Source organism: Kineosporia sp. NBRC 101731, assembly GCF_030269305.1.
Classification (GTDB): domain Bacteria; phylum Actinomycetota; class Actinomycetes; order Actinomycetales; family Kineosporiaceae; genus Kineosporia.
The window spans coordinates 1,524,146-1,550,283 of record NZ_BSTC01000001.1 but is presented as its reverse complement, the minus strand read 5'-3'; the positions used below and the strand labels follow the sequence as shown (position 1 = coordinate 1,550,283).

Sequence of the window (26,138 nt, the reverse complement as noted above, 5' to 3'; positions counted from 1 at the left end):
TTCGTTTCACTCACCTCCTGATGTGGCTCTCACCAGCAGGTTTCATCAGCACCAGTGATCAGTCGCGCCCGGCGTCGGGATGGTTGCCCGCCTGCCCGGAAAACTTGTAAGTTCCCTGCGACTTCACCCGACACCTCGCCTCGGGGGCGCGGCTCGCAGGAGGAATGCAACGGATGGCAGACGGCTTTCCGCCGGTCGGGAACGATTCCGGCCGCAGCGGTTCCCCAGCGGAATCCACACCGGATTTCCGTACCCGCCGCACCCTGCGGGAGAACGGGGCGGGCGTCGCCGCCGGGCTCTCCCGACGCAGCATGATCGTCAGTGGCGCCACCGCCGTGGCCGCGGCCGGTGGCACCGGATACCTGCTGATGCGGGGTGGCGGCGCCGAGTCCGCGACAACCTCGCTGCCGGGCGGTAGCGCCGCCTCGGCCACCACGAACCAGACCGCCGCCGACGCCCTGGCGAGCGCCACCGCGTCCTCAAGCAGTGCGACCTCAACCAGCGCCGCCGCCAAGGCGAGCACCGCCACCAAGGCGGCCACCGCGGCCGGCACCACCACAGCGGCCGGCACCACCACAGCGGCCGGCACCACCACCGCTGCCGCGAAGAAGGTCAGGGCCGACCCCGATCTGCTGCTCGGCCGGGCCTCCTACGGGCGCACCGCCACGAGCGACCGGCTGATCGGCAAGATCGGCGCCTCGGCCTGGCTGGAGCGCCAGCTGCGCCCGGCGAAGATCAAAGACCCGGGGGGCCTGGCCGTCGACGCCCAGTTCCCCGACTTGAAGTGGAGCATCGCCCAGGCCCGCAAGGGGCTGAAGGTCGGCGCCTGGGACCTGATGCAAGACACCAGCGCGCATCACCTGGGCCGGGCGCTGTTCTCGAACCGTGAGCTGTACGAGGTGATGGTCGACTTCTGGTCCAATCACCTCAACATCACCTGCCCGGGCGGCGACGTCTGGGACACCCGGCACCGCTACCAGCGCGACGTGATCCGCAAGCACGCGATGACCTCCTTCGAGGATCTGCTGCTGGCCAGCGCTTTTCATCCCTCGATGCTGGTGTTCCTGAACGGCGCGCAGTCCACCGGCCAGGCGCCCAACGAGAACTACGCCCGCGAGGTGCTGGAGCTGCACACCGTCGGCGTGAACGGCGGGTACACCGAGAAAGACATCCAGCACTCGGCCCTGCTGCTCACCGGCTGGACCTTCAACGAGGGCAAGCGCGCCTACGACCCCTCGCGCCACTACACCGGAGGGATCAAGGCTTTCGGGTTCAAGAGTGCGAACTCCACGGGTGCGGGCGGCCCGGCCGCGCAGCGCCGGTATCTGCGCTACCTGGCCAACCACCCGAAGACGGCCCGCAACATCGCCACCAAGCTGGCCACGCACTTCGTCTCCGACAGCCCGCCCAAGTCGCTGATCACCGCGCTGGCCAAGGTCTACACGAAGAACGACACGGCGATCGTGCCGGTGCTGCGCGCACTGTTCACCTCGCCCGAGTTCGCGGCCTCCAGCGGTGAGAAGATCCGCCGGCCGATGGAACAGGTGGTCGCGAGCGCGCGGGCGATCGGCGTGAAGAACGGTTCCAGTTCCAAGGCCCTGATGGACATGTACTACATCGTCAAGGACGCCGGCCACGGGCCGTTGAGCTGGACGATGCCGAACGGCTACGCCGACACCGCGGACTCGTGGCAGTCGCCGGCCGGGGCCCTTCAGGTGTTCAACTCCACCACCGCGATGGTGCACGGCTGGTGGCCGACCCGGATGTCGCTGCCCGGCCCGGAGAAGATCCTGGCCAAGAAACCGACCACCCGCTCGGCCGTGATCACCGCCGTGGGCAAGAAGGTGTTCGGCCGGGCCCCGACCAAGCGCGAGCGCGCGGCCGCGGTGAACCTGCTGGCGGGCACCAAGCTGCCCACCGCGCTGAAGGCCAACTCCTGGGAGCAGCACGAGACGATCGCGCTGACCACCACCTTGTTCCTCGCCGCCCCGGCCCACCTCTCCGTCTAGATCGGTATTCTCATGACGACGATGATCCCGCAGACGCCGGAGCAGATGCTGGACTGCGGCTGCCCGGAGAACCGCGGCGTCTCGCGGCGCACCCTGTTCCGGATGGCCGCGGTCGGTGGGCTGACCACCGCCACCACGCTGTCCGGCGCGACGCTGGCCTTCGGTGCCCCGGCCGGCACCGGCACGCTGGTGGTGCTGTCGCTGCGCGGCGGTTTCGACGGTCTCTCCGCCGTGATCCCGCTCGGTGACGCCGCCTATGCCAAGGCCCGGCCCGGCATCAAGGTCGCCGCGGGGCAGGCGCACAAGCTCGACTCGATGTTCGGTCTGCACCCGGCCATGGAGCCGGTGTTCAAGCTGTTCGACAACGGCACGATGGCAGCGGTTCACGCCGTGGGACAGGCCGATCCGACGCGGTCGCACTTCGAGGCGATGGAAGAGATGGAGCGCGCGGCGCCCGACTCGAACCTGCGCACCGGCTGGATCGACCGCACCCTGGGCAGCCTCGGCAATCCCGGTGGTTTCGGCGGTACCCAGGTCGGCTCGGGGGCGATGCCCGACTCGATGATCGGGCCGAACATGAAGTTCGCGATGAACTCGATCGCCGGCGTGAAGCTCTCGGTCGGCGAGGACCTGGTGCCGCTGGCCCGGTGGCGCTCGGCGATGAAGACCCTGCACACCGGGGCCGCGCCGGAGCTGAAGGCCCCTCTCTCCAACGCTCTCGGGGCCGTCGGCAAGATGGGCCCGCTGCAGAAGGCCACGAGCAAGACCGCCAAGGAGCTCGGCTACCCCGACACCGGCCTGGGCAATGCCCTGCACGACGTCGCCCGGCTGATCAAGGCCGATCTGGGCCTGCGGGTCGCGACCGTCGACTACGGCAACTGGGACATGCACGTGAACCTCGGCCGCTCCGACGCCGGGTGGATGTTCAACCAGCTCAAGGAGATGAGCACGGCCCTGGCCGCGTTCGCCGCCGAGCTGGGCACCGCGGGTCTGGCGAAGACCAACCTGATCACCCTGAGCGAGTTCGGGCGGCGCCTGGAGGAGAACGGCTCCGGCGGCCTGGACCACGGGCACGGCAACGTGGTGCTGGCCCTGGGCGGTGGCCTGAAGAAGGGCGTGCACGGACGCTGGCCCGGGCTGGGTGCCTCGGCCCTGGTGGACGGCGACCTGGCCGGCACCACGGACTACCGGTCGATCGTGTCCGAGGTGCTGAAAAAGCGTGTCGGCGTGGACTCCACGACCGACATCTTCCCGGGGTACAAGGCCAAGACGGTTGGCTTGGTGGCGTAACCCGGGTCAGGGAAGGGGACGGTGCCGGACTGTGAGGGGTCCGGCGTCGTCCCTTTCGTTTGGGGTAGGGCAATACGTGTGGGGCCGGTCACCCCGGCGCCCCTGATGTGCTGCTGACCTGCTGCCTATCGTCGAATCCATGAGTGAGCGCGACCGGCCGTGGGTGATGCGGACCTACGCGGGCCATTCCAGCCCGGCGGAGTCCAACGCGCTGTACCGGCGCAACCTCGACAAGGGGCAGACCGGGCTGTCGGTGGCCTTCGACCTGCCCACCCAGACCGGTTACGACGCCGATGACGAACTGGCGCGCGGCGAGGTCGGCAAGGTCGGGGTGCCGATTCAGCATCTCGGTGACCTGACCGCGCTTTTCGACGGCATCCCGCTGACCCGGATGAACACGTCGATGACGATCAATGCCCCGGCGATGTGGCTCCTGGCGCTCTACCAGGAGGTGGCGCTGGCCCAGAACCCCTCTGTCGCTGCGGAAGACGTGCTGCGTGAGCTGACCGGGACCACCCAGAACGACATCGTCAAGGAGTACCTGAGCCGCGGCACCTACATCTTCCCGCCCGGCCCGAGCCTGCGCCTGACCACCGACACGATCGCCTACACGGTCTCGGCGATGCCGCAGTGGAACCCGGTGAACATCTGTAGCTATCACCTGCAGGAGGCCGGGGCCACGCCGGTGCAGGAGGTGGCGTTCGCCCTGAGCACGGCGATCGCGGTGCTCGACGCGGTGCGCGACAGCGGGCAGGTGCCGCCGGAGCGGTTCGGCGACGTGGTGCAGCGCATCTCCTTCTTCGTCAACGCCGGTGTGCGTTTCGTCGAGGAGATGTGCAAGATGCGGGCGTTCGTCACCCTGTGGGACGTGATGACCAGAGAACGATACGGAATTGAGGACGCGCGTCAGCGGCGGTTCCGGTACGGAGTCCAGGTCAACTCGCTCGGCCTGACCGAGGCCCAGCCCGAGAACAACGTGCAGCGGATCGTTCTCGAGATGCTGGCGGTCACCCTGTCGAAGGGCGCGCGGGCGCGGGCCGTTCAGCTGCCGGCCTGGAACGAGGCTCTGGGTCTGCCCCGGCCGTGGGACCAGCAATGGTCGCTCCGCCTGCAGCAGGTACTGGCCCACGAGTCCGATCTGCTGGAGTACGAAGACCTTTTCGACGGCAGCCCGGTGGTCGCGGCGAAGGTCGCCTCGATCGTCGAGGGAGCCCGCCTCGAGATGGCCCGGGTCGCGGAGATGGGTGGGGCGATCGCGGCCGTCGAGTCCGGATACCTGAAGTCGGCGCTGGTCTCCTCGCACACCGCCCGGCGGGTACGCATCGAGGCGGGCGAGGACGTGGTGGTCGGAGTGAACCGCTTCACCAGCACCGAGCCCAGTCCTCTCACCGCCGATCTCGAAACCGCCTTTCAGACAGTTGATCCGGCCGTGGAGAGCGCTGCGGTGCAGGCCGTCCGGCAGTGGCGGGCCGCGCGGGACCCGGCCGCCGTCGCCGCGGCTCTCCAACGCCTCCGTGAAGATGCTTCCGGCTCGGCCAATCTCATGAACGCCAGCCTGGAGTGCGCCCGGGCGGGCGTCACCACCGGCGAATGGTCGTCTGCCCTGCGCGCGGTGTTCGGCGAATACCGGGCCCCGACCGGGGTCTCGTCCGCCGTCTCCCCCTCGGGAACCGGGCCTCTCCTGACCCAGGTGCGGGAACGCGTCCTCACGACCGGCTCGGACATCGGTGCCCACCTGCGCCTGCTGATCGGGAAGCCCGGACTGGACGGCCATTCCAACGGCGCCGAGCAGGTGGCGGTGCGGGCCCGCGACGCCGGTTTCGAGGTGATCTACCAGGGCATCCGCCTCACCCCGACCCAGATCGTCGACGCCGCCGTGGCCGAGGACGTTCACGCTATCGGCCTCTCCGTGCTCTCCGGCTCCCACCTCGAGGTCGTGCCCGAAGTCCTGCGCGGCCTCGCCGAGGCCGGGGCCGGCGACATCCCCGTGATCGTCGGCGGCATCATCCCCGAAGCCGACCAGCAAAAGCTGCTGTCTCAAGGCGTTTCCGAGGTCTTCACCCCCAGGGACATAGACCTCACCGCCATGATGAACCACTTCGTCACCCACATCCGCAAGGCCCACCACCTCCCCACGTAGAGAACCCCCCCTTGTTCGTGATCATGCAAATCCCCCAGCCTTCGGCCGGGAGGTGCCCCCACTCCCCGGAGTTCTAGAACTGTCCGGCATGGTGTCACCATGACCGCCGTCGAATCGTGGGCTCCAGGCTGAGAAGTTCTCCGACACCACGCTCCAGGGCGAGGCTGGAACCGAGCACCTCGCCCCGCCCCACACCGATGACCTCCCAGCCGAACCGCACTCGCAGATCTTCACGACGGCGCCGGTCGGCGGCGACCTGGCGAGGACTCGCGTGGAATTCCTCGCCGTCGTACTCGATCGCCAGTCGTGACCGGCGCCAACCGAGATCGAGGCGGTAGACAACTCTGCCGTGGTCGTTCAGGATCGGGATCTGCGCCTCAGGCGCCGGAAATCCTGCGTCCAGTATTCGAAGTCGTAGCCAACTCTCCCCGTACGACTCCGACAGCGGATCCAGGAACGAGACGAGCCGGCGGGCGCGGCGTACGTTTCGCTCACCCGGCCAGCGGGCCAGTACCTGATTGAGTTCAGTGGAAGTGACGATGCCCGAGCGCGCCATCTGGTCGACACAGGCCAGTGCCATGTGGGGTGGCGCCCAGCGGAGCAGGTCAGCTGCGGTCCGGGCCGGCGTCGTACAGGGAACGGTGCCGATGCGGGTGATGTCCTCAGGTGTCAGATCTGACTGATAGCAATGAATGCCGTTGCTTCGATTGGGCATTCGTCCCCGGGGGACGACGCAATCGATCGGTAGTTCAGCTTTTTCGGCCGGGGGTCTGGCATCTTCACCCAGGAACCAGGCGCTCGTTCGCCGGGCGATCACGGCGCCGGGAATTCTGGTGGTGGCTTCCTGCGCCCGGGCCATCAGGAGCGACGGCATCTCGTGCAGTCGATATACGCCGTGCAGGCCTCGGGCGAGAAGCCCCGATGCCAGAAGCCTGTTCAGGCGGGAGTAGGTGATACCCAGCCTCAGCGCCTCTCCTGACGTGAAGGGATCGGCGCCGAAGCAGGTCTCGAGTTGGCGTCTCCAGACGAGGGTCGGCGGGTGGGTAGGAGGCATGGGGCGAGCATGCCCATCTTGCTCCCGAGGCGGATTTTGTTGTCCACAGGCGGTGGTGGCTGTGGATAAGTCGGGTCTCGGAGTTCTAGAACTCCGGGGAGTGGGGGCACCTCCCGGCCGAAGGCTGGGGGATTTGCATGATCACGAACAAAGGGAGGGGGGACCTAACGTTCCCCGCCCGGCACCCACAGCACGTCCCCACCCGCGTCCACGTTGACCACGCGGCACAGGATGAACAACAGGTCGCTCAGGCGGTTCAGGTACCTCGCGGTGATGGGGTTGACCCCGCCGTCGGTCGAGGTGCCGTGGGCCTCCAGCGCCGCCCACACCGAACGCTCGGCCCGCCGCGTCACCGTGCGGGCCACGTGCAGGTAGGCCGAGGCCGGGGAGCCACCGGGCAGGATGAACGAGCGCAGGGCCGGAAGGTTCTCGTTCCACTCGTCGCAGGCGGCCTCGAGGCGGTCGACGTAGTCGGCGGTCACCCGCAGGGGCGGGTACTTCGGGGCCTGGGCCAGGGGTACGCACAGGTCGGAGCCCACGTCGAACAACTCGTTCTGCACCCTCAGCAGCAGCGAGGCGATCCGGTCGTCCAGGGCACCGACCGCGAGCGCCACGCCGAGAGCGCTGTTCGCCTCGTCGCAGTCGGCATAGGCGATCAGCCGCGGATCATTCTTCGACGTCCGGCTGAAGTCGCCCAGCGCGGTCGTGCCGTCGTCGCCGGTCCGCGTGTAGATCCGGGTCAGGTTCACCATGGGCCCCAGCCTACGAGGGGCTCGGCGGAGCCTCGGAAGAAACTTTCGGTAACGCCGAGAACACGCCCAGCGATAGGACCGCGGAGCGATACCAGTGCGTACGGAGCAGATCCGATGACGTACTGGCGGTGACGCCTGCCCGGATGTGGTTCGCGGCTCAGGAATCAGCCATACGATGCCGTTCCGTGGAAGCCTTCCGGATCGTTGGTGGATCGCCGCTGAAAGGCGGCGTGCGGGTTGCAGGCGCGAAGAACAGCGTGCTCAAGCTGATGTCTGCGGCGTTGCTGACCGAGGGGACGACGACGCTGTCGGACGTTCCCGACATCCTCGACGTCCGGATCATGGTCAAACTGCTGACCAGACTCGGCTGTGGGGTCGACTACGTGGACGGCAGCGGCATGCTGTCGATCACCACGCCGCACATGCCGGGGCACAAGGCCGACTACGACCTGGTGCGGGCGATGCGCGCGTCGATCAGCGTGCTCGGTCCGCTGCTCGCCCGCTGCGGCGCGGCCCAGGTCGCGCTGCCCGGTGGTGACGCGATCGGCTCGCGAGGTCTGGACATGCACGTGTCCGGGCTGGAGACGCTCGGGGCCCGGATCGAGGTGCAGCACGGCTTTCTCGTGGCGAACGCGCCGACCGGCCTGCACGGGGCGGAGATCCGGCTGGACTTCCCCAGCGTCGGGGCGACCGAGAACCTGCTGATGGCGGCCGTGCTCGCCGATGGCCGAACGGTGCTCGACAACGTGGCCCGGGAGCCCGAGGTCGTGGACCTGTGCCGCATGCTGCGGCGGATGGGCGCCAAGATCGACGGTGTAGCCAGCTCGACGCTGGAGATCATCGGCACCGACAGTCTGTCCCCGGTCGAGCACCGCGTGGTGCCGGACCGGATCGTGGCCGGCACCTGGGCCTTCGCCGCGGCCATCACCGGCGGCGACGTGATCGTGCACAACGGCGAGCCGGGTCACCTGGAACTGGTCATCGACAAATTGGTGGACGCGGGGGCCGAGGTGATCACGCTGGCCGACGGTTTCCGGGTGAAGGGGCCCGAACGGCCCAAGGCCGTGGACGTCGCGACCCTGCCCTACCCCGGCTTCCCGACCGACCTGCAGCCGTTCATGGTCACCCTGTGCGCGGTGGCCGACGGCGCGGCCATGATCACCGAGAACCTTTTCGAGGCGCGGTTCCGGTTCGTTCAGGAGATCGCCCGGCTGGGCGCGCACGTCCGGATGGACGGTCACCACGCCTTCGTGCGCGGGGTACCCCGGCTGTCCGGGGCCCCGGTCGAGGCCAGCGACATCCGGGCCGGGGCCGCGCTGGTGCTGGCCGGCCTGGTGGCCGACGGCGAGACGATCGTCTACGAGGCCGGGCACGTCGACCGTGGTTACGACCGCTTCGACCACGCCCTGCGCACACTCGGGGCCGACGTCCGCCGGTTCGAGGTCTCCCCGGACTCGGGCCCGGCGGCCGGTTAGCGCAGGCGGTCGGACGGGGGCGGCGGCGCGGCCAGGATCGTGCGGGCGATCTTCTCGTCCTGCTCGAACACCATCAACCGCGGCCCGTCGGTGGTCTGCACGAGCTTGCCGCGGATCTCGTTGGCGAGCAGCCGCAACCGCAACTGCTCGCCCTCGATCATGGTGGAGGGCGTGGCGACCGGTACGAACAGCCCGTACTCCCGCTCTCCGCCCTGCTTCGGACGGCGCGCGACGACCGACTTGCCCGAACTGAACGTCCAGCGCAGCAACAGCAACATCACGCCGAAACCGAGCAGGACGGTCAGGATCGACAGCAGGTAGGAAGTGCCGTCCCCGTACAACATGGCACCAGTCTCCCCGGGTACCCCCGGTACCTGCCAGTGGGGCACTCCGACGGCCCGGTCATCGGCGCATGATAAAGCTGCGGCGGGTCGGTACTGGGCGCAACACGAATTTCGTGTCACAGTTATCGCACGCCCTGTGACGACGTACATCGACGCGGTCCGGGGTGGGGTGACCTTGGGGGGAGGGGCGCGCATGGGAGCAATGACGGGACCGCCAGATCCGCGGAAGCCGGCTGATCCGGAGATGTCCGCTGCCCCGGCCCCCTGCGCCACCCGCTCATCACTGACCACCTCGTCCAAAATCATCATCGAGGTGGTCACCCCCGGAACCCTGCTCCGGGTCGCCGGTCGTCTCGACGCACGTTCGGCCCCCACCACCCGGTCGGTGCTGCACGAGGCGGTCGACTCCGGCGACGGCGAGCTCGTCATCGAGATGAACAAGCTCGAGATCTGGGACGGCACGGGCCTGGGAGTCATTGTCGGCACCAGCCGTCGTGCGCGTCAGTCGGGTCGCCAGCTCGTGCTCACCGGTGTGCAGGCCCGCGAGCTCCGGCTGCTGCGGGTCGCGCGGGTCACCTGGACCTCGTCGGTACGTCCGGCGGCCCTGGTCGGCTGATTCCGGACGTCGGTGCGCCGACGGCGCGCCCGTCACCGTGGGTGGCACGCGCCTGAAACAGACCTCGTCAACGCGCCGTGAGATGATCCGGCCGTGTCCCTGGCGATCGAGCTCGTCATCATCCTCGCCATCGCCGCCGGAACCGCTGGTCTTGCCAACCGGTTCTCCCTGTCGGCCCCGCTCCTACTGACCGCCTTCGGGCTGGTGCTGTCGTTCGTCCCCGGCATGCCCACGCTGCCCCTCGAACCCGATGTGGTGCTCGAAGGGCTCCTGCCGCCGCTGCTCTACGCCACCGCCCTGCGCACGCCGTGGGTCGACCTGCGCCGCAACAAACGGCCCATCGCCCTGCTCTCGGTCGGGCTGGTGCTGTTCACCGCGTTCGCCGTGGCGTTCGTGGTGAAGCTGGTGCTGCCCGAGGTGCCGTTCGCGATTGCGCTCGCCCTCGGCGCCGTGGTCGCGCCGCCCGATGCTGTGGCCGCGAGCGCCGTGGCCCGCCGGGTGGCCATGCCCCGCCAGGTGGTGACGTTGCTGGAGGGCGAGAGCCTGCTCAACGACGCGACCGCCCTGGTGCTGCTGCGCACCGCGATCGCCGCCATCTCCGGCACGGTCGGGGTGCTCTCGACGGGCCTTGACTTCGTCTGGGCCGTGGCCGGGGGCGCACTGACCGGCTGGTTGCTCGCCCAGATCGTGGCGTTCCTGCGGCGCAAGGTGGAAGACCCGGTCCTGGACACGACCGTCTCGCTGCTGGTCCCGTTCATCGCCTACCTCGCGGGGGAACAGGTACACGGCTCCGGGGTGATCGCGGTCGTCGTCGCCGGGATCATGCTGGGACACCGGTCGATCGAGATGCAGTCGGCGATGTCCCGAGTCACCGAACGGGTGATCTGGCGCACCGTGCAGTTCCTGCTCGAGAGCGCGGTCTTCCTGCTCATCGGCCTCCAGCTCCAAGACCTGGTCACGGCCGCCCTGGAAGACAAGTCGACCCCGAACACCGACGTGCTCGTGCTCTGTGGCGCGGTGCTGCTGACGGTGATCGCGGCGCGGGCGGTGTGGGTGTACCCCTCGGCCTACCTGCCAGGGCTCCTGGTCCGGCGGATCCGCCGCAATGAGCCCCGGCAGTCGCCTCGCAGCGTGGCCCTGGTCGGCTGGGCAGGCATGCGGGGTGTGGTCACCCTGGCCGCGGCCCTGACCATCCCCGAAGAGGTTCCCGGCCGGCCCGCGCTGGTCGTCGCCGCCTTCGCCGTGGTCGCGGGAACCCTGCTCATCCAGGGCACGACGCTGCCCTGGATGGTGCGCCGGCTGCGGGTCGTGGGCCCCGACCCGGCCCAGGACGCCCTGCAGGAAGCCCTGCTCCAGCAGCAGGCCGCGCACGCCGGGCTGGACCGGCTGGCCACCTCGAAGCGTTCCGGCGATGCGCCGGACGTGGTGGAAGGGCTGCAGTCGTGGGGCGAACGGGTGGCGAACGCGGCCTGGGAGCGCCTGGGCTCGACCGACGCCGAACGCGAGACCCCGGCCGCGGCCTTCCACCGTCTGCGGGTGAACATGCTCGAGGCCGAGCGGGAGGTGGTCGCGGCCGTGCGCAGTGACGGCTCGGTGCCCCACGACCTGGTCGAGCGGGTGCTGGAACGCATCGACCAGGAAGAGGCCATGCTCGACGGTTTCTCCACCGGGACCGGCCCTTCCGCCACCGAGCGCTCGTCGATGCTGACCAGCCCGAAACCCGGGGCCTGCGAGCACCTGAAGGAACGCCCGCTCACCCGGGCCCCCGCGTCCCGCCCCGACGCCTGCCCGGAGTGCGTGGCGCTGGGCGAGCGCACCTGGGTTCACCTGCGGATGTGCCTGGACTGCGGCCACGTCGGCTGCTGCGACTCCTCCCCCCGCCGTCACGCCGACGCCCATTACCGCGAGACCGGTCATCCGGTGATGCGCAGCATCGAGCTGGGCGAATCCTGGCGCTGGTGCTTCGAAGACGCCGAACTGGGCTGACCCGCCCCTCCTTCTGTTCGTGATCATGCAAAACCTCCCCAGAGTTCTAGAACTCTTGGTCGGACAGTTCTAGAACGCCGGGGAGGTTTTGCATGATCACGAAGAAGGTTTGGCGCCGCTCTCGCCATTCACGACGCAGGATGCGCCATCACCTACCGCCTCAGCAGGGGCCCAGGTCTTTCCACTGGGCCGTCAGGCCCGGCTCGGAACCCTGGGTCCACCAGTTCGCCCGCCAGAGATGGTTGCCGTGCTTGACCTTTGAGCCTTCCAGGTAGACTTTCGACCACTCCCAGGCCGCAGCCTGGGTGCAGTTCGCCGGGTCGCCGGGAGTGGCCGTGGTGGTCGGGGTCACCGGCGGGGTGGTGGGGGGTGTGGTCGGTGGGGTGGTCGAGCACGGTCCGGTGCCTACCGTGTCCTCGAAAGTTTTTCCAGCACTGCGGTATCCGGCGGTGGCGCCGGCGACCTGGGCCGGGGTGAGCTCGGTGTCCTTACTGTGGAAGAACCAGTCCACCTGCTCCTGGTACACGCTGTTGCCGCTGGTGTGGCCGGCCGTGTCGATGAACCAGAGGTTGAAGTTCACCGACATGTTCGCGCGCGGCCAGACCGGGAAGGTGCCGGTCGCGTCGTCGTAGGACTGATCACCCACGAGAGTGCCGTCGATGTAGTACTTCACCTGCGAACCGGTGACGGTGGCCATCACGTCGTGCCAGCCGTCGATGCTGGTGCGCTGCTGGTCGTGCGCGTTGTGGGCGACCCAGGGATCGTCCTGATACCCGTTCCAGCTGGTCTGGTAGTTGATCGGCCCCTGTTCGCCCCAGCCACCGTTCGGCAGGTACTCGGAGAAGTCGAGCTCGGAGTAGTTCGGGTCGAAGGTCTGGCTCTGGGCCGGGCCGATCGCGAAGAAGGTCTCGTTGACGTGGTCGCCGTCGGTACCGGAGGCCGGGGTGTCGTGGAACTTGATCCGCGCGGCATAGGTGCCGTTCTTGAACTTGCGCTCAGCGGTGAGGAATTCGGACTGCACCGTGCCCGACGAGGTGCCGTCGGTGCTGCTCTCCAGCTGGGCCACCTTCTGGCCGTCGACGGTCGGGAAGGTGATGTTCGAGGCCTTCCAGGTCGCCCCGGGCACGCCCGGACCGCCGGCGTTGCCGCGGGCCGTCCAGCCGTTCGCCGTGAACTTCGTATCGGTGGCCGAGCTGTAGCTGAAGTCGTCGAACAGCACGCCGCAGGTGTTCCCGGCGGCGTTCGCGGCGCCGCCTCCACCGATGACGGCCGCCAGCACGCCGCCGACGAGGACCGCCGAGGCTGCCGACGCGACGAATCTTCTCTGGTGTTTCCCGGGCATCACAGATCTCCTTCAGGGGGCAGGGATCTTGCGGAGAAAACGCTCGAAACGGATGAACCGTTGGCAGAACGATGAACTGACCAGTGGTAAATGTCAAGGGCCCTTACATTTCCCACTGGTCAGTTTCGTCGGCCGGATCCGGGCCCGGGTAGGTCATGATGAGGAGCCCACGTCGGCACGAGCGCAGGAGGAACTCCGATGAAGCGGGTCTGGGTCCGCGACCAGCTTCGCCAGCTGATCGACGACAACCCGCCGGGAGCGCTGATCCCGTCCGAGAGGGAGCTGAGCGAACAGCTCGGGGTCTCGCGCCCGACCCTGCGCGCCGCGATCGAGGAACTCGCGCGCGACGGCCTGCTGGTGCGGCACGCGGGGCGCGGCACCTTCACCACGGTCCGGCCGGTGTCCCAGCCTCTGACGGTCAAGCCGCCGGAGTTTGCCGTCCCACCTGCCGAGGGCACCTGGCTGAGCCGGGTCGAGGAGTTCACCGTGGCCCCAGCCGGGCCGAGACTGGGTGCACGCCTCAACATTTCACCCGCGAGCGAAGCCCTCACGGTGCGTCGGCTCCGGATCACCGACGACGAGCCGATGGCGATCGAGCACATCAGCCTGCCCGCCGAGCTGGTACCGGGCATCCGGCCGGACGACTTCGAGACCGGTTCGCTCTACCAGGTACTGCGGCAGCGTTTCGGGGTCGCCGTCGCCACCGCCGTGCAGACCACCGAGGCCACGGTCACCGACGCCACCGAGTCGACGCTGCTCGAGATACCCGTCTACGCGCCGGCCCTGCTGTTCGAGCGGACCACGAAAGACACCGACGGCCGGGTGGTCGAGTACACCCGCTCGATCTACCGCGGCGACCGCTACCGGATCACCGCCCAACTCCGCCTGGACGACTCCAGCGGCTGACCCCCTACACCTGTTCGTGATCATGCAAAACCTCCCCAGAGTTCTAGAACTACCCAGGAAGGAGTTCTAGAACGCCGGGGAGGTTTTGCATGATCACGGAAGGTTTGTCGGGGTTCTAGTGAATAGTGGGCACCCACCGCGGCTTACGGTGTGCCCTCTCCCCCAGTGTGGCCAGCACCGCCGGCAGCAGGATCCCGCGCACCACGGTGGCGTCGATGAGCACCGCGGTGGCCAGGCCCACACCCAGCTGTTTCATCTCCAGCACCGACATCGTGGCGAAGATGGCGAACACCGCGACCATCACGGCGGCCGCGCTCGTCACAGTACCGGCGCTGCGGGCCACGCCGATGCGCACCGCGTCACGCGGCGAGGCACCGCCCTGCCATGCCTCCCGCACCCGGGAGACCACGAACACGTGATAGTCCATCGACAGGCCGAACAGGATCACGAACATCAGCAGCGGTAGCCAGGAAGCGATCGAGCCGATCGAGGTGAAGTCGAGAAGCTTCTCAGCCCAAGTGTTCTGGAAGATCGAGGTCATCACGCCGTAGCCCGCGCCGACCGACAGCAGGTTCAGTAGCACGGTGGCCAGGGCCAGCCAGAGCGACCCGAACGACAGCACCATCACCACGAAGGTCAGCACCAGCACGAACCCGACGACGGGCAGCAGGCGGGAATCCATCCAGGCGGACAGTTCGGTGCCCATGGCCACACCGGCGAGGTGAACCTGCGAACCCGCGGGCAGCGAGCGCTGCACCGCCGGAACCACCGTGTCCCGGACCTCTTCCACCGCCGACCCAGCCCGCTCGTCCGAATCGTCGTACCGGATGGGTAGATCCAGCACCGAGACGGTGCCGTCGAGCGAGGTCCGCACCACCGCCTCGTCACCCGCGACCTCACCGGTGCCGACCGCCACCGGCCAGGCCTCCTGCAGCGCTGCGCGCACCTGATCAGCGCTCCCGGCCGGGGCGCCCACCACCACCTCGATGCTCGACCCCTGCTGAGGGAATGCCTTCACCATCGTCGTGGTGGCCTTCACCTGGGGCAGGTCCTGCGGCAGCGACTCGACCCCCGGCAGTGAGGTGTGCATCCCGGCAGCCGGAACGGCCAGCGCGATCAGCAGGGCGGTCGCGGCGAGGGTCCAGATCAGGGGACGACGCGAGACCGCACCGGCCAGACGACCCCACGGACCGTCGACGCCGGCCTCGCGCCCCACCCGCCGGCCGATCAACGGGAGCCGCAGCCACTCGATCCGGTCGCCGAGCAGCGACAGCATCGCCGGAAGCACTGTGGCCGAAGCGATCACGGCGATGGCGACCACGATCATCGCCCCGATCGCGAGCGACGTGTACAGCCCACCGGCAACGAGCATCCCGGCCATCGACACCACCACGGTGATGCCGGAGATGATCACGGCCCGGCCCGCGGTCAGTCCCGCCACCCTGATCGTGTCGCGCACGGCCAGGCCGTGGGCGCGTTCCTGGCGGGAGCGGCGGATCACGAAGAGCGCGTAGTCCACCCCGACCGCCAGGCCGATGAGCAGCACGATGCTCTGGGTGTTCTGGTCGACCTCGTACCAGCGCGAGATCGCAGCGGTCAACCCCAGAGCCGTTCCCACCGACGCGACACCCAGCAGCACCGGCACGAAGGCCGCCACCACCGATCCGAAGGCCAGCAGCAGGATCGCGAGAGTGACCGGCAGGCTGATCAGTTCGGCTTTCTTGAAGTCACTCTCGATCTGCTCGCCGACCCCCGCGTTCAGCGATCCATCACCGGTCTGGCCCACCTCCAGCTCCGGATGCGCGGCCGCGACCTGGTCGGTGACCGGGAACATCCGCTTCGCGGTGGCCTCGATCGCCTCGTCATCGTTCTTGCCCGCCGTCAGGTCGATCGTGACCAGCGCGGTGCGGGCGTCCGCCGAGACGACCGGCTGCCCCACCGCAGCCACGCCCTCCACACCGCCGAACGCGTCTTTTGTCTCCCGGCCGATCCGGGCCACCTGCTCGTCGTCCAGCGCTCCCCTCCGCGCGCTGATCACGACATGTTCGGCCGGCTTCTCGCCGAAATCTGCTCCCTCCAGCAGTTTCGAGGCCTTGCGGGAGTCGCCGACGAGTTGCTCGGCACCCGTCGACGTGTGCAGCCCGCCCCCGAGCAGCACGACGCCGACGACTACCACGATCAGCGCGGCGAGAACGGTGCTCCAGCGGTGCTGGGCGCACCAGGAGGCGAGAGATCTTCGGGGTTCCCCGGGTTCGGGGCTCACCGAACGGCGACGGTCCGAGTCGGTCGTTGTGGTCATGGTGATCAAGCTTGAGGACGAAGTACCTGGCGATCATTGGTGCGTCCCCCTCAAGTGGGGGTGGGGTTAACCCCACCCCCACCCGGGTGGCTCCGGTATGCCGGGGCGCCCATGATCACGCCTACCGTAAAGGGGTGAGCGAAACCCTCCGGCGGACGACGCCGTTCCCGACCGGGCGTACTGCCCTGACCTGGTGGTTGCGCGGTTTCCCCGCGGTCTGTCACCTGGCTCTCGACATCCTGGTCGCGGTCCCCTACCTGATCATCGCCACGCTGCTGGTGGTGTCGCTGGTGCTGGTACCGGTCTTCGGCATCGGCGTGCCCCTGGTCTTCGTGTTGCTGGTGATCGCGCCGGCTGTGGCCCGGCTGGACCTGCTGCGGCTGGAGGCGACGACGGGAGTTCCCCTGAACTGGCTGCAACCCTCCCCCGAGACCGCGAAACGTCCTTTCCTGCAGAGATATCTGCTCGACAGCCGACCCTGGCGAGCGATGGCGTGGGTGGCGATCCAGGCGGTGTGGGGCCTGGTGACCGGCACTGTGGCCATCTGTCTGGCCTCGGTGACGCTCGGTCTGGTGAGTGCGCCGCTGTACATCTGGGCGCTGCCCGACCAGCAGATGTACTGGCCCTGGGGCTCGGCCTCGTCGGGACCGTGGTGGCTGCTGCTGATCTTCGGGGTCGGCGTGGTCGGCATGATTCTCACGCCGCTGGTCGCTTCCGGCCTGATCGCGCTGAACGTGCTGATCGCCCGGGCCCTGCTCACCCGGGAGAGATCCAATGCCGAGCAGGTGAAGACCCTCAACCAGCGGGTGCAGACGCTGACCGCCACCCGCGCCGCCACGGTCGACTCGGTCGAGGCCGAGCGCCAGCGCATCGAGCGGGACCTGCACGACGGCCCGCAGCAACGCCTGGTCGCGATCGCGATGGACCTGGGCATGGCCCGGGAACGACTCGAGCGGGACCCCGACGGGGCCCGCGACCTGATGAACAAGGCGCACAGTGCGGCAAAAGAGGCTGTGGTCGAAATGCGCCAGGTGGCAAGGGGAATCCACCCTCCCATCCTGACCGACCGGGGACTGGACGCGGCCCTGTCCGCCCTGGCCGCCGCGTCCCCGGTTCCCGTCTCGGTCCAGACCGGCCTGTCCACGCGTCCTGCCCCCACGGTCGAGGCCATCGCCTACTTCTGTGTGAGTGAAGGGCTGACCAACGTGGCCAAGCACGCCCGGGCCACCCGGGCCCGGGTGCTGGTGAACGGGGTCGACGACTGGTTGCGGATCGAGATCGAGGACGACGGTGTCGGCGGGGCGGCGACCGACGGTACGGGCACGGGCCTGCGGGGGCTGGCCGATCGCGTCGCCGCGATCGACGGCGCCGTGCACCTGTCCTCGCCCGCCGGCGGCCCGACCGTGCTCACCATCCACCTGCCGATCAACCCCTCCGACTCTTCCGGGAGCTCCTCGTGACCGCCGTTCGTGTCGTACTCGCCGAGGACTCGGTGCTGTTGCGGGAAGGCCTGCTGCGCCTGCTCTCCGAGACCGGGTTCGAGGTGGCGGAAGCCTGTCCCGACGCCGAGAGTTTCCTCAAGGCGGTCGAGAAGCACCGACCCGACCTGGTGATCGTCGATGTGCGGATGCCCCCGACCTTCACCGACGAGGGGGTGCGGGCCGCCCTGGTGGTGCGCCACCAGTACCCGCAGATCGCTGTGGTGGTACTCAGCCAGTACGTGGAGGAGAACTACGCCACCGAATTGTTCGCCGCCCGCTCGAAGGGCATCGGTTACCTGCTGAAAGACCGGGTGGCGGATGTCGGCGAGTTCGCCGAGACGCTGCGCCGGGTCACCGGCGGCGGTACCGCGCTCGACCCGGAGGTGGTCGCGCAGTTGTTCTCCCGCGCCACCCGGAAAGACCCGCTGAGCCGCCTCACCCCCCGCGAGCGGGAGGTGCTCGGCCTGATGGCCGAGGGCCGCTCCAACACCGCCATCGCCAAGGAACTGGTGATCGGCGAGGGCGCCGTGGAGAAACACGTCTCCAGCATCTTCGGAAAGCTCGACCTGACCCCGCACGCCCAGGACCACCGCCGGGTGCTCGCTGTTCTTCGTTGGCTCGGCCAGGAGGCCTGACACACCATGACCACGCTCACGACCGGCACGACCGGCGAACCCGGTGCACCGGCTCAGCCTCCCCGCCGGCGCAACCCCTGGCTGGGGCCGATCCGCTTCACCGGGATCGCCCTGGGCGCGTGCCTCATCGGCGGCGGCACGCTCTCCGTGGTGGCCCAGTTCGCCACCCGGGTGGAGAACCAGGCGTTCACCGTCGACGATGACCTGAACGCGATGACGGTGGACATCGGCTCCGGTGACGTGCGGGTGTACGCCGACCCGGCCTTCACCTCCGTCCACGTCGAGGCGACCACGCGATCCGGCCTGAGCCAGGCCACCTACACCCGGTCGGTGGACGACGGGGTACTGAACCTGACCGGCACGTGCGGCGGCTCCTGGCTGACGGTCGGGAACTGCTCCGTGACCTTCCAGATCACCGTGCCCGACGACATCACGGTGACGACGCACACCGAGTCGGGCGACCAGATCATCACCGATGTCACGAAGGCGGTGCAGGCGCGGGCCGGCTCCGGCGACATCCACGTCGACGGCCTGGGCGGTTACGTGGTGGCCAGCACCGGTTCCGGCGACATCAGCGCCGTCCGGCTGGGCGGCACCCGGGCCCAGCTGCGCACCGGCTCCGGCGACGTCAAGGCCGCGTTCACCAGCGCCACCACGGGGCTGACCGCCCGGACCGGTTCCGGTGACATCACCGCCCGGTTCGACGGCTCCCCCACCGACGTGGTGACGAAGACCGGGTCGGGCGACGTGAAGATCTACGTCCCGGACGACGGCACGAGCTACGACATCAGCGGTTCGACCGGCACCGGCGACCGCCACATCGAGGTGCCGACCGGTAGTTCAGAACGTCGGCTGGTGGCCGACACCGGGTCCGGCGACGTGTGGATCAAGCACGGCGGCTGAGCACGGGAAAGCGCCCGGACCCGGTCTGCCTGCGGTTCTACGGTGCATTCAGGAAATGGCGAAATGGTTGACCGCGAAAGCACCACATTCGCCGTAAGAAATGGGATGGAACGGGTTTCATGGATCGCCACCGGGGTATCACTATGAGCGAGGAGCAGCCGAAACCACTGCGACTCAGCCCTACGCCGGGAAGTGCGGCCGCCGCGAGGGAACATTCGCTACCCGGCGAATGAGGCGGCTGTACCGACCCCTGCGGAAAACAGATGGAGGCCAGGTCGTCCACGCCGGATCAGGTGGGTCGAGTGCGTGGGCGACCAGGTCGAAGCACGAACAGCTGAGGTGAGATCAAGCGCTGAACGGTGCGATACCAGGCGGTGTGGCTTCCAGCCAGGTAATGAAACCGGTGTAGTCCGACCTGGTCATGGCCATGTCGAGCTTCTCGTCGCCATAGGTGCACCGCACGATCACAGCGCCCGGCAGGATGGAGTTGATTTCCTGTTCAGCGGGCTGTTCCCACTCGACCAGAAAGAGCTGGGAGCGGACGAACACGCGGCTGGGGCGCGGGTCGACGGTGAAGATGCGGAACCACTCGAGAGTGTCCTCGCCGTACCGCGCGACGCCCAGGATCCAGGCGCTCGCGCGGCGCGGGTACTCGTGTCTGACCGAGCAGTCGAACGTGGCGCCGTTACGTGCTAACAGGTAACGACGCAGGATGAACAGTGCGAGGACCAGGCCGAAGAGGACGAGGAGCGCGCCGAGAATCTCGAGCGGTGCGACCAGGTCTCCCAACTACGGCCGGGCCCTGGCTCAGACGGCCGAGTCGGCGAGGGCCGCGGTATCGGCCACCACGGTGACCCGGTCGTGGTCGATGGAGAGGAACCCACCGTCCTTGACCTCGGCCACCACCGTGGAGCCGTCTTCACCGCGGATCGTGACCTTGCCGGGAGCGAGCAGCGCAAGCGTCGGCTCGTGACCGGTGAGAACACCGATCTCGCCTTCGCTCGTCCTGGCGATCACCATGCGGGCGGTGCCCGACCAGACCTTCGCCTCGGCACTCACCAGTTCTACCTGGAGTGTCACGCCGTTTCCTCCGTGCTCTTGGACGCGTCGTCGGTGCGACGTGCTGGAAACAATATCGGCTCAGCGAGCCGAGGTGTGGGGGCCGGACACGAGAGTGCCGGCCCCCGGCACAACGACTACCTGATCGAGGATCAGGCGCCGCCGGTCTTCTTCTGGATGTCGGCCCACTTGCGCTCGACGTCGTCGAGCCCACCGCACATGAAGAAGGCCTGCTCAGCGACGTGGTCGAACTCGCCGTCACAGATCCGGGCGAAGGCGTCGACGGTCTCGTCGACCGGGACGGTCGAACCCTCGATGCCCGTGAACTGCTTCGCCACGTAGGTGTTCTGCGAGAGGAACCGCTGCAGACGACGGGCCCGGTTGACGACGATCTTGTCCTCTTCGGACAGTTCGTCGACACCCAGGATCGCGATGATGTCCTGCAGTTCCTTGTTGCGCTGCAGGATCTGCTTGACCCGCACCGCGGTGTTGTAGTGGTCCGCGGCGATGTACCGCGGGTCCAGGATGCGCGACGTCGAGGTCAGCGGGTCCACGGCGGGGTAGATACCCATCGACGCGATCTCGCGGGAGAGCTCGGTGGTCGCGTCCAGGTGGGCGAACGTGGTCGCCGGGGCCGGGTCGGTGTAGTCGTCGGCCGGCACGTAGATCGCCTGCATCGAGGTGATCGAGTGACCACGCGTCGAGGTGATGCGCTCCTGGAGGAGGCCCATCTCGTCGGCCAGGTTCGGCTGGTAACCCACGGCGGACGGCATACGGCCGAGCAGCGTGGAGACCTCGGAACCGGCCTGCGTGAACCGGAAGATGTTGTCGATGAAGAGCAGCACGTCCTGGCTCTGCACGTCGCGGAAGTACTCCGCCATCGTGAGGGCCGAGAGGGCCACGCGCAGACGCGTGCCCGGCGGCTCGTCCATCTGACCGAAGACGAGCGCGGTGTTCGGGAGAACGCCGGCCTCTTCCATCTCGACGATGAGGTCGTTGCCCTCACGGGTGCGCTCGCCGACACCGGCGAACACGGAGACACCACCGTGGTCGCGGGCGACCCGGGCGATCATCTCCTGGATCAGCACGGTCTTGCCGACACCGGCACCACCGAACAGGCCGATCTTTCCGCCCTGCACGTACGGGGTGAGCAGGTCGATGACCTTGATGCCGGTCTGGAACATCTCGGTCTTGGACTCGAGCTGGTCGAAGGCCGGGGCCTTGCGGTGAATCGGCCAGCGCTCGGTGACCTCGAAGCGCTCACCCTCGTTGAGGTTGAGCACCTCCCCGATCGCGTTGAAGACACGGCCCTTGGTGACGTCGCCGACCGGCACGCTGATGGGCGAGCCGCTGTCGGAGACCGTCATGCCGCGGACGAGGCCGTCGGTCGGCTTCAGGGCGATGGCGCGGACCAGGTTGTCGCCGATGAACTGCGCGACCTCCAGCCAGAGCCGGATGTCACCCTCGTTCAGCGTGTAGTCGATGTACAGAGCGTTGTACATCGAGGGCAACTGGCCCTGCGGGAACTCAATGTCGACGACGGGGCCGATGACCCGGGCCACCCGGCCGACGCCGGCCTGGCCGCTGGTCGCACCCGTTTCGGTGACGGTGGCGGTCATTTCGCTCTTCTCTCTGTCATGGCTCGTGGCTCGGGCGGGAGATCAGCTGCTGGATCAGCTGGCAAGCGCGTCGGCGCCGCCGACGATCTCGCTGATCTCCTGGGTGATCTCGGCCTGGCGCGCCTGGTTGGCCAGTCGCGTGTAGGTCCGGATCAGTTCCTTGGCGTTGTCCGAGGCGGACTTCATCGCACGCTGACGGGAAGCCAGCTCGCTGGCCGACGCCTGCAGCAGTGCGTTGTAGATCCGGCTGTTCACGTACTTCGGCAGCAGCGCGTCGAGCACCTCCGCCGGGTTCGGCTCGAAGGCGTACAGCGGCAGCAACTCGTCGGGTGCCGGCGGCTCGGTGCCCTCGACGACCTCGAGCGGCAGCAGACGGACGATCTCCGGCTGCTGCGTCACCATGCTGACGAACCGGGTGTAGACGATGTGGATCTCGTCGACACCGCCGTCCTCGTACTCCCTGAGGAACGCCTCGACCAGCGTGTCACCGATGGTCTCGGCGTTCTCGTACCGCGGGGCGTCCGAGAAACCGGTCCACTCCGCCGCGACGTCACGCTTGCGGAACTTGAGGAAGGCGACGCCCTTACGTCCGGTGACGTAGGTGGCGACCTCCTTGCCCTCGCCCTGCAGCCGCTCACGCAGCTGTTCGCTCGCCTTGATCGCGTTCGAGGAGTAGGCACCCGCCATGCCGCGGTCGGCCGTGACGACGAGAATCGCTGCCCGCCGGACGCTTTCCTTCTCCGTGGTGAGGATGTGATCCACGTCGGAGTAGGTCGCGACCGCTGACACGGCGCGGGAGATGGCCCGCGCGTACGGCGTCGACGAAGCCACGGCCTGCCGTGCCTTGGAAATTCGCGACGAGGCGATGAGTTCCATCGCCCGGAAGATCTTCTCCAGGGACGCGGTAGACCGGATTCGGGCCCGGTAGACCCTCTGCTGGCCTGCCATATCGCTTAGCTCTCCTTAGATCCGCGCGGGTGCGTCAGCGCTGCTGCCGGACGATCTGCTCCTGCGAGATGTCCTCGTCGCCGGAGGCCTCGAACTCCTCGGAACCCGCCACGATGCCCTCGTCGGAGCCGGCCTGGAAGAACTGCTTGAACGACTCGGCCTCCTTCTCCAGGCTGGCCGCGGTGTCGTCGGTGAACTTCAACGTCTCCGCGATCGTGGTGAGCACGTCGGTGTTGCGGCGCAGGTGATCGATGAACTCCTGCTCGAACCGGCGCACGTCGCTGATCTCGACGGAGTCGAGCGCACCCGTGGTACCCAGCCAGATCGAGACGACCTGGTCCTCGGTGGCGTAGGGCGAGTACTGCGGCTGCTTGAACAGCTCCATCAGACGCTGACCGCGCGCCAGCTGCTGCTTCGACGCCGCGTCCAGGTCGGAGGCGAACAGGGCGAAGGCCTCGAGGGCGCGGTACTGCGCCAGCTCGATCTTCAGCGAGCCGGTGACGGCCTTCATCGCCTTCGTCATGGCCGAGCCACCGACGCGGGAGACGGAGATACCGACGTCGACCGCGGGACGCTGGTTGGCGTTGAACAGGTCGGACTGCAGGAACAGCTGACCGTCGGTGATGGAGATGACGTTGGTCGGGATGTACGCCGACACGTCGTTCGCCTTGGTCTCGACGATCGGGAGACCGGTCATCGAGCCGTGGCCCAGCTCGTCGGAGAGCTTCGCGCAACGCTCCAGCAGGCGGGAGTGCAGGTAGAAGACGTCACCCGGGTAGGCCTCGCGGCCCGGCGGACGGCGCAGCAGCAGCGACACCGAGCGGTAGGCCTCGGCCTGCTTGCTCAGGTCGTCGAAGACGATCAGGACGTGCTTGCCGGCGTACATCCAGTGCTGGCCGATGGCCGAACCGGTGTACGGGGCGAGGTACTTGAAGCCGGCCGGGTCGGACGCCGGAGCGGCGACGATGGTCGTGTACTCCAGGGCGCCGGACTCTTCGAGCGAGCCGCGGATCGACGCGATGGTCGAACCCTTCTGCCCGATCGCGACGTAGATGCAGCGGACCTGCTTGTCCGGGTCGCCGCTCTCCCAGTTGGCCTTCTGGTTGATGATCGTGTCGATCGCGATGGCCGTCTTACCGGTCTGGCGGTCGCCGATGATCAGCTGGCGCTGGCCGCGGCCGATCGGGGTCAGCGAGTCGATCGCCTTGATCCCGGTCTGCATCGGCTCGTGCACCGACTTACGCTGCATGACGCCGGGAGCCTGAAGCTCCAGCGCCCGGCGGCCTTCGGCCACGATCTCGCCGAGGCCGTCGATCGGCGTACCCAGCGGGTCCACCACGCGGCCCAGGAAGGCGTCGCCGACGGGCACGGAGAGAACCTCTCCGGTCCGCTTGACCTCCTGGCCCTCTTCCAGGCCGCTGAACTCACCGAGAACGACGACGCCGATCTCGTTGACGTCCAGGTTCTGGGCCAGGCCCAGCGTGCCGTCCTCGAACTGCAGCAGCTCGTTGGCCATCACGCTCGGAAGGCCCTCGACCCGAGCGATGCCGTCGGCAGCCTCGGAAATCGTGCCGACCTCTTCGCGCGTCGCCGCGCTCGGGTCGTAGGACTGAACGAAGGCGTCCAGCGCGTCCCGGATCTCGTCCGGACGGATCGTCAGTTCCGCCATCTGGATCCCCTGCTCTCTCGTCGTTGTCCGGCGTGAGCCGGGCCGTGGGTCGTCATTCTTCGTTGCCACTTACTTTTTGTTGCTACTTACCTAAGCTTCTACGCGTCCATCATCGTGCGCCGCGGCGTCCGCACAGCTGCCTGCCCTGAGAGCGGCCGACAGCTGTGCGACGGGGTCAGCCTGCGATGGTTCGCTTAGCGGTGTTCAGCCGGCTCAGGACCGTGCTGTCGATGAGTTCACCGGCCACCATGATGCGCAGCCCACCCATCACCTCGGGGTCGACGTCCAGGTTCACCCGGATGTCGCGTCCGTAGAGCCGGCGCAGCGCAGTGCTGAGCCGGGCCCGCTGGCCCTCGGTGAGCGGTGAGGCAGCGACGACCTCTGCCACCAGCTGGCGGCGTCGGGCGGCGGCGGCCTCGAGGAACTTCTCCAGCACCTGCTCGACCCGGCGGCCGCGCGGGGCAGTAGCTGCCTGCTCGGCCAGACGGAGCGTCTCCGGCGCCACCTTGCTGCTCAGCAAGGCGTTGACCAGCTCGCGCTTGCGCTCGCCACCCGGGGTCCGGATCGCGAAGGCGTCACGCAGCGAGACATCGCCGGCGACCGTGCGGCCGAAACGGAACAGCTCGTCCTCGACATTGTCGAGACGCCCGGCCTTCTCGGCGCTGTACAGCTCGGCGGAGACCGCCAGGCCTTCCAGCGCCTCGGTGAGGTCGGCGGAGTTCGACCAGTGCGAACGGACCAGTCCGGAGACCAGGTCCTGGGCGGGTCCGGAGACCTTGCCCTCGAGCAGCCGCGCCACCAGGGCGGCGCGGTTGTCGGCCTCACGGGACGACTCGGTCAGGGCCCGGCGCAGGGCGGCGTTGGAGGCCACCAGGTTCGTGACCCCGAACAGGTCCTCCGCGAGCCGGGCCGCGTCGGTGCCGGCCGAGCTCAACAGCAGCTCCAGCCGGTCCTGCCCGGCGGCGAGTGCCACCCGGCTCGGCCCCTGCATCCGCACCTGCGCCGCCATCAGGAGATCCTGCTGGTGGTTGCCGTGTCGGACTGCTCGAGCTCGTCCAGGAAACGGTCGATCACGCGCGACTGACGGGCCGAGTCCTGAAGGGACTCGCCGACGATGCGCGACGCGAGATCGGTTGCCAGAGCACCGACATCGGACCGCAGCTGAACGACAGCCTGCTGCCGCTCGGCAGCAATCTGCGCTTCTGCGGACGCGATGATCCGGGCCGCCTCGTTCTGGGCCTGCTCGCGCAGTTCCGCAACGATCTGCGTGCCCTGGACCCGGGCTTCCTCACGAATACGCCCGGCCTCGGCCCGTGCCTCGGCCAGCTGCGCCTGGTACTCGTCCAGGGCAGCGGCAGCCTCGGCCTGAGCCTGGGCCGCCTTCTCGATACCGCCCTCGATCTCGGCGGTGCGCTCGGCGTACACGGCTTCCAGCCGCGGCACGACGTACTTGCGCATCACGAAGTAGACGATGGCGAAGAAGACGAGGCTGACGACAACTTCCGACGGGTGCGGAATCAGCGGCAGCTTGGTGCCCCAGCCAGTCGCCTGCTCGTGCTCGGCCTCGACCGCAGTTGCGATCTGTACTAGTGAATTCATGGTCACCCTCCT

Annotated in this window: 22 protein-coding genes; 10 read left to right on the top strand and 12 right to left on the bottom strand. The window is 68.3% G+C overall.

The annotated features are described in order from the left end of the window. Window positions 1-173 precede the first annotated feature (173 nt). From QSK05_RS06850 to QSK05_RS06840, 3 genes are all read left to right on the top strand, one after another. Window positions 174-2,009, top strand: coding sequence for a DUF1800 domain-containing protein (locus QSK05_RS06850; protein WP_285595021.1), 1,836 nt, complete (start codon window positions 174-176; stop codon window positions 2,007-2,009). A gap of 12 nt (window positions 2,010-2,021) precedes the next feature. After that, window positions 2,022-3,299, top strand: a complete 1,278-nt coding sequence (locus QSK05_RS06845; RefSeq protein WP_285595020.1) for a DUF1501 domain-containing protein — start codon at window positions 2,022-2,024, stop codon at window positions 3,297-3,299. Window positions 3,300-3,438: 139 nt separating this feature from the next. Continuing rightward, complete coding sequence (locus QSK05_RS06840) at window positions 3,439-5,439, top strand: ethylmalonyl-CoA mutase (protein ID WP_285595018.1); 2,001 nt, start codon at window positions 3,439-3,441, stop codon at window positions 5,437-5,439. Window positions 5,440-5,533: 94 nt separating this feature from the next. Here the strand turns inward: QSK05_RS06840 and QSK05_RS06835 are convergent, their stop codons facing one another. Both QSK05_RS06835 and QSK05_RS06830 read right to left on the bottom strand, forming a co-directional pair. After that, the gene (locus QSK05_RS06835) at window positions 5,534-6,493 is read right to left on the bottom strand and encodes a type IV toxin-antitoxin system AbiEi family antitoxin domain-containing protein (protein ID WP_285595016.1); all 960 of its coding nucleotides are present in this window, start codon (window positions 6,491-6,493) and stop codon (window positions 5,534-5,536) included. A 164-nt stretch (window positions 6,494-6,657) separates the two neighbouring features. Beyond that, entirely contained in the window at window positions 6,658-7,245 is a 588-nt protein-coding gene (locus tag QSK05_RS06830; RefSeq protein WP_285595014.1) for a cob(I)yrinic acid a,c-diamide adenosyltransferase, read from the bottom strand. Between the two features lie 185 nt (window positions 7,246-7,430). Here QSK05_RS06830 and murA point away from each other — a divergent pair, with 185 nt between their 5' ends. Further along, window positions 7,431-8,720 (top strand): UDP-N-acetylglucosamine 1-carboxyvinyltransferase, encoded by a 1,290-nt coding sequence (gene murA / locus QSK05_RS06825; RefSeq protein ID WP_285595012.1) that lies wholly within the window; start codon window positions 7,431-7,433, stop codon window positions 8,718-8,720. On the opposite strand, the gene QSK05_RS06820 is transcribed toward murA, so the two are convergent. Then, on the bottom strand, window positions 8,717-9,064 hold the full coding sequence (locus QSK05_RS06820) for a hypothetical protein (protein ID WP_285595010.1): 348 nt from the start codon (window positions 9,062-9,064) through the stop codon (window positions 8,717-8,719). The genes murA and QSK05_RS06820 overlap by 4 nt on opposite strands. A 244-nt stretch (window positions 9,065-9,308) precedes the next feature. On the opposite strand from QSK05_RS06820, the gene QSK05_RS06815 reads away from it, so the two are divergent. Beyond that, window positions 9,309-9,680: an STAS domain-containing protein gene (locus QSK05_RS06815; protein ID WP_285595008.1), complete on the top strand. Its 372-nt coding sequence runs from the start codon at window positions 9,309-9,311 to the stop codon at window positions 9,678-9,680. 93 nt (window positions 9,681-9,773) lie between these two features. After that, window positions 9,774-11,666 (top strand): Na+/H+ antiporter, encoded by a 1,893-nt coding sequence (locus QSK05_RS06810; RefSeq protein WP_285595007.1) that lies wholly within the window; start codon window positions 9,774-9,776, stop codon window positions 11,664-11,666. A gap of 160 nt (window positions 11,667-11,826) precedes the next feature. Here the strand turns inward: QSK05_RS06810 and QSK05_RS06805 are convergent, their stop codons facing one another. After that, the gene (locus QSK05_RS06805; RefSeq protein ID WP_285595006.1) at window positions 11,827-13,008 is read right to left on the bottom strand and encodes a hypothetical protein; all 1,182 of its coding nucleotides are present in this window, start codon (window positions 13,006-13,008) and stop codon (window positions 11,827-11,829) included. A gap of 198 nt (window positions 13,009-13,206) precedes the next feature. On the opposite strand from QSK05_RS06805, the gene QSK05_RS06800 reads away from it, so the two are divergent. Then, window positions 13,207-13,914 (top strand): GntR family transcriptional regulator, encoded by a 708-nt coding sequence (locus QSK05_RS06800; RefSeq protein WP_285595005.1) that lies wholly within the window; start codon window positions 13,207-13,209, stop codon window positions 13,912-13,914. Window positions 13,915-14,029: 115 nt separating this feature from the next. On the opposite strand, the gene QSK05_RS06795 is transcribed toward QSK05_RS06800, so the two are convergent. Next, window positions 14,030-16,213, bottom strand: a complete 2,184-nt coding sequence (locus QSK05_RS06795; protein ID WP_285595004.1) for an MMPL family transporter — start codon at window positions 16,211-16,213, stop codon at window positions 14,030-14,032. A 134-nt stretch (window positions 16,214-16,347) separates the two neighbouring features. Between QSK05_RS06795 and QSK05_RS06790 the strand changes: the two genes are divergently transcribed. The 3 genes from QSK05_RS06790 to QSK05_RS06780 are packed head-to-tail and all read left to right on the top strand — an operon-like array spanning window position 16,348 to window position 19,232. Beyond that, on the top strand, window positions 16,348-17,673 hold the full coding sequence (locus QSK05_RS06790; protein ID WP_285595002.1) for a sensor histidine kinase: 1,326 nt from the start codon (window positions 16,348-16,350) through the stop codon (window positions 17,671-17,673). Then, the gene (locus QSK05_RS06785; RefSeq protein ID WP_285595000.1) at window positions 17,670-18,329 is read left to right on the top strand and encodes a response regulator; all 660 of its coding nucleotides are present in this window, start codon (window positions 17,670-17,672) and stop codon (window positions 18,327-18,329) included. The genes QSK05_RS06790 and QSK05_RS06785 overlap by 4 nt, the downstream gene beginning before the upstream one ends. A 6-nt stretch (window positions 18,330-18,335) precedes the next feature. After that, window positions 18,336-19,232 (top strand): DUF4097 family beta strand repeat-containing protein, encoded by an 897-nt coding sequence (locus QSK05_RS06780; RefSeq protein WP_285594998.1) that lies wholly within the window; start codon window positions 18,336-18,338, stop codon window positions 19,230-19,232. Between the two features lie 345 nt (window positions 19,233-19,577). On the opposite strand, the gene QSK05_RS06775 is transcribed toward QSK05_RS06780, so the two are convergent. From QSK05_RS06775 to QSK05_RS06745, 7 genes are all read right to left on the bottom strand, one after another. Continuing rightward, entirely contained in the window at window positions 19,578-20,021 is a 444-nt protein-coding gene (locus tag QSK05_RS06775) for a DUF2550 domain-containing protein (protein WP_285594996.1), read from the bottom strand. Window positions 20,022-20,039: 18 nt separating this feature from the next. After that, complete coding sequence (locus tag QSK05_RS06770) at window positions 20,040-20,312, bottom strand: F0F1 ATP synthase subunit epsilon (RefSeq protein ID WP_285594994.1); 273 nt, start codon at window positions 20,310-20,312, stop codon at window positions 20,040-20,042. Window positions 20,313-20,443: 131 nt separating this feature from the next. Next, window positions 20,444-21,910, bottom strand: coding sequence for a F0F1 ATP synthase subunit beta (gene atpD / locus QSK05_RS06765; RefSeq protein ID WP_285594992.1), 1,467 nt, complete (start codon window positions 21,908-21,910; stop codon window positions 20,444-20,446). A gap of 54 nt (window positions 21,911-21,964) precedes the next feature. Continuing rightward, window positions 21,965-22,858 (bottom strand): F0F1 ATP synthase subunit gamma, encoded by an 894-nt coding sequence (locus tag QSK05_RS06760; RefSeq protein ID WP_285594991.1) that lies wholly within the window; start codon window positions 22,856-22,858, stop codon window positions 21,965-21,967. Between the two features lie 34 nt (window positions 22,859-22,892). Continuing rightward, window positions 22,893-24,527, bottom strand: coding sequence for a F0F1 ATP synthase subunit alpha (gene atpA, locus QSK05_RS06755; protein WP_285594989.1), 1,635 nt, complete (start codon window positions 24,525-24,527; stop codon window positions 22,893-22,895). 175 nt (window positions 24,528-24,702) lie between these two features. Continuing rightward, window positions 24,703-25,536 carry a F0F1 ATP synthase subunit delta gene (locus QSK05_RS06750; RefSeq protein WP_285594987.1) on the bottom strand — a complete coding sequence of 278 codons (834 nt, stop codon included), beginning with the start codon at window positions 25,534-25,536 and terminating at the stop codon, window positions 24,703-24,705. Next, entirely contained in the window at window positions 25,536-26,126 is a 591-nt protein-coding gene (locus QSK05_RS06745) for a F0F1 ATP synthase subunit B (RefSeq protein ID WP_285594985.1), read from the bottom strand. The genes QSK05_RS06750 and QSK05_RS06745 overlap by 1 nt, the downstream gene beginning before the upstream one ends. Window positions 26,127-26,138: the final 12 nt, after the last annotated feature.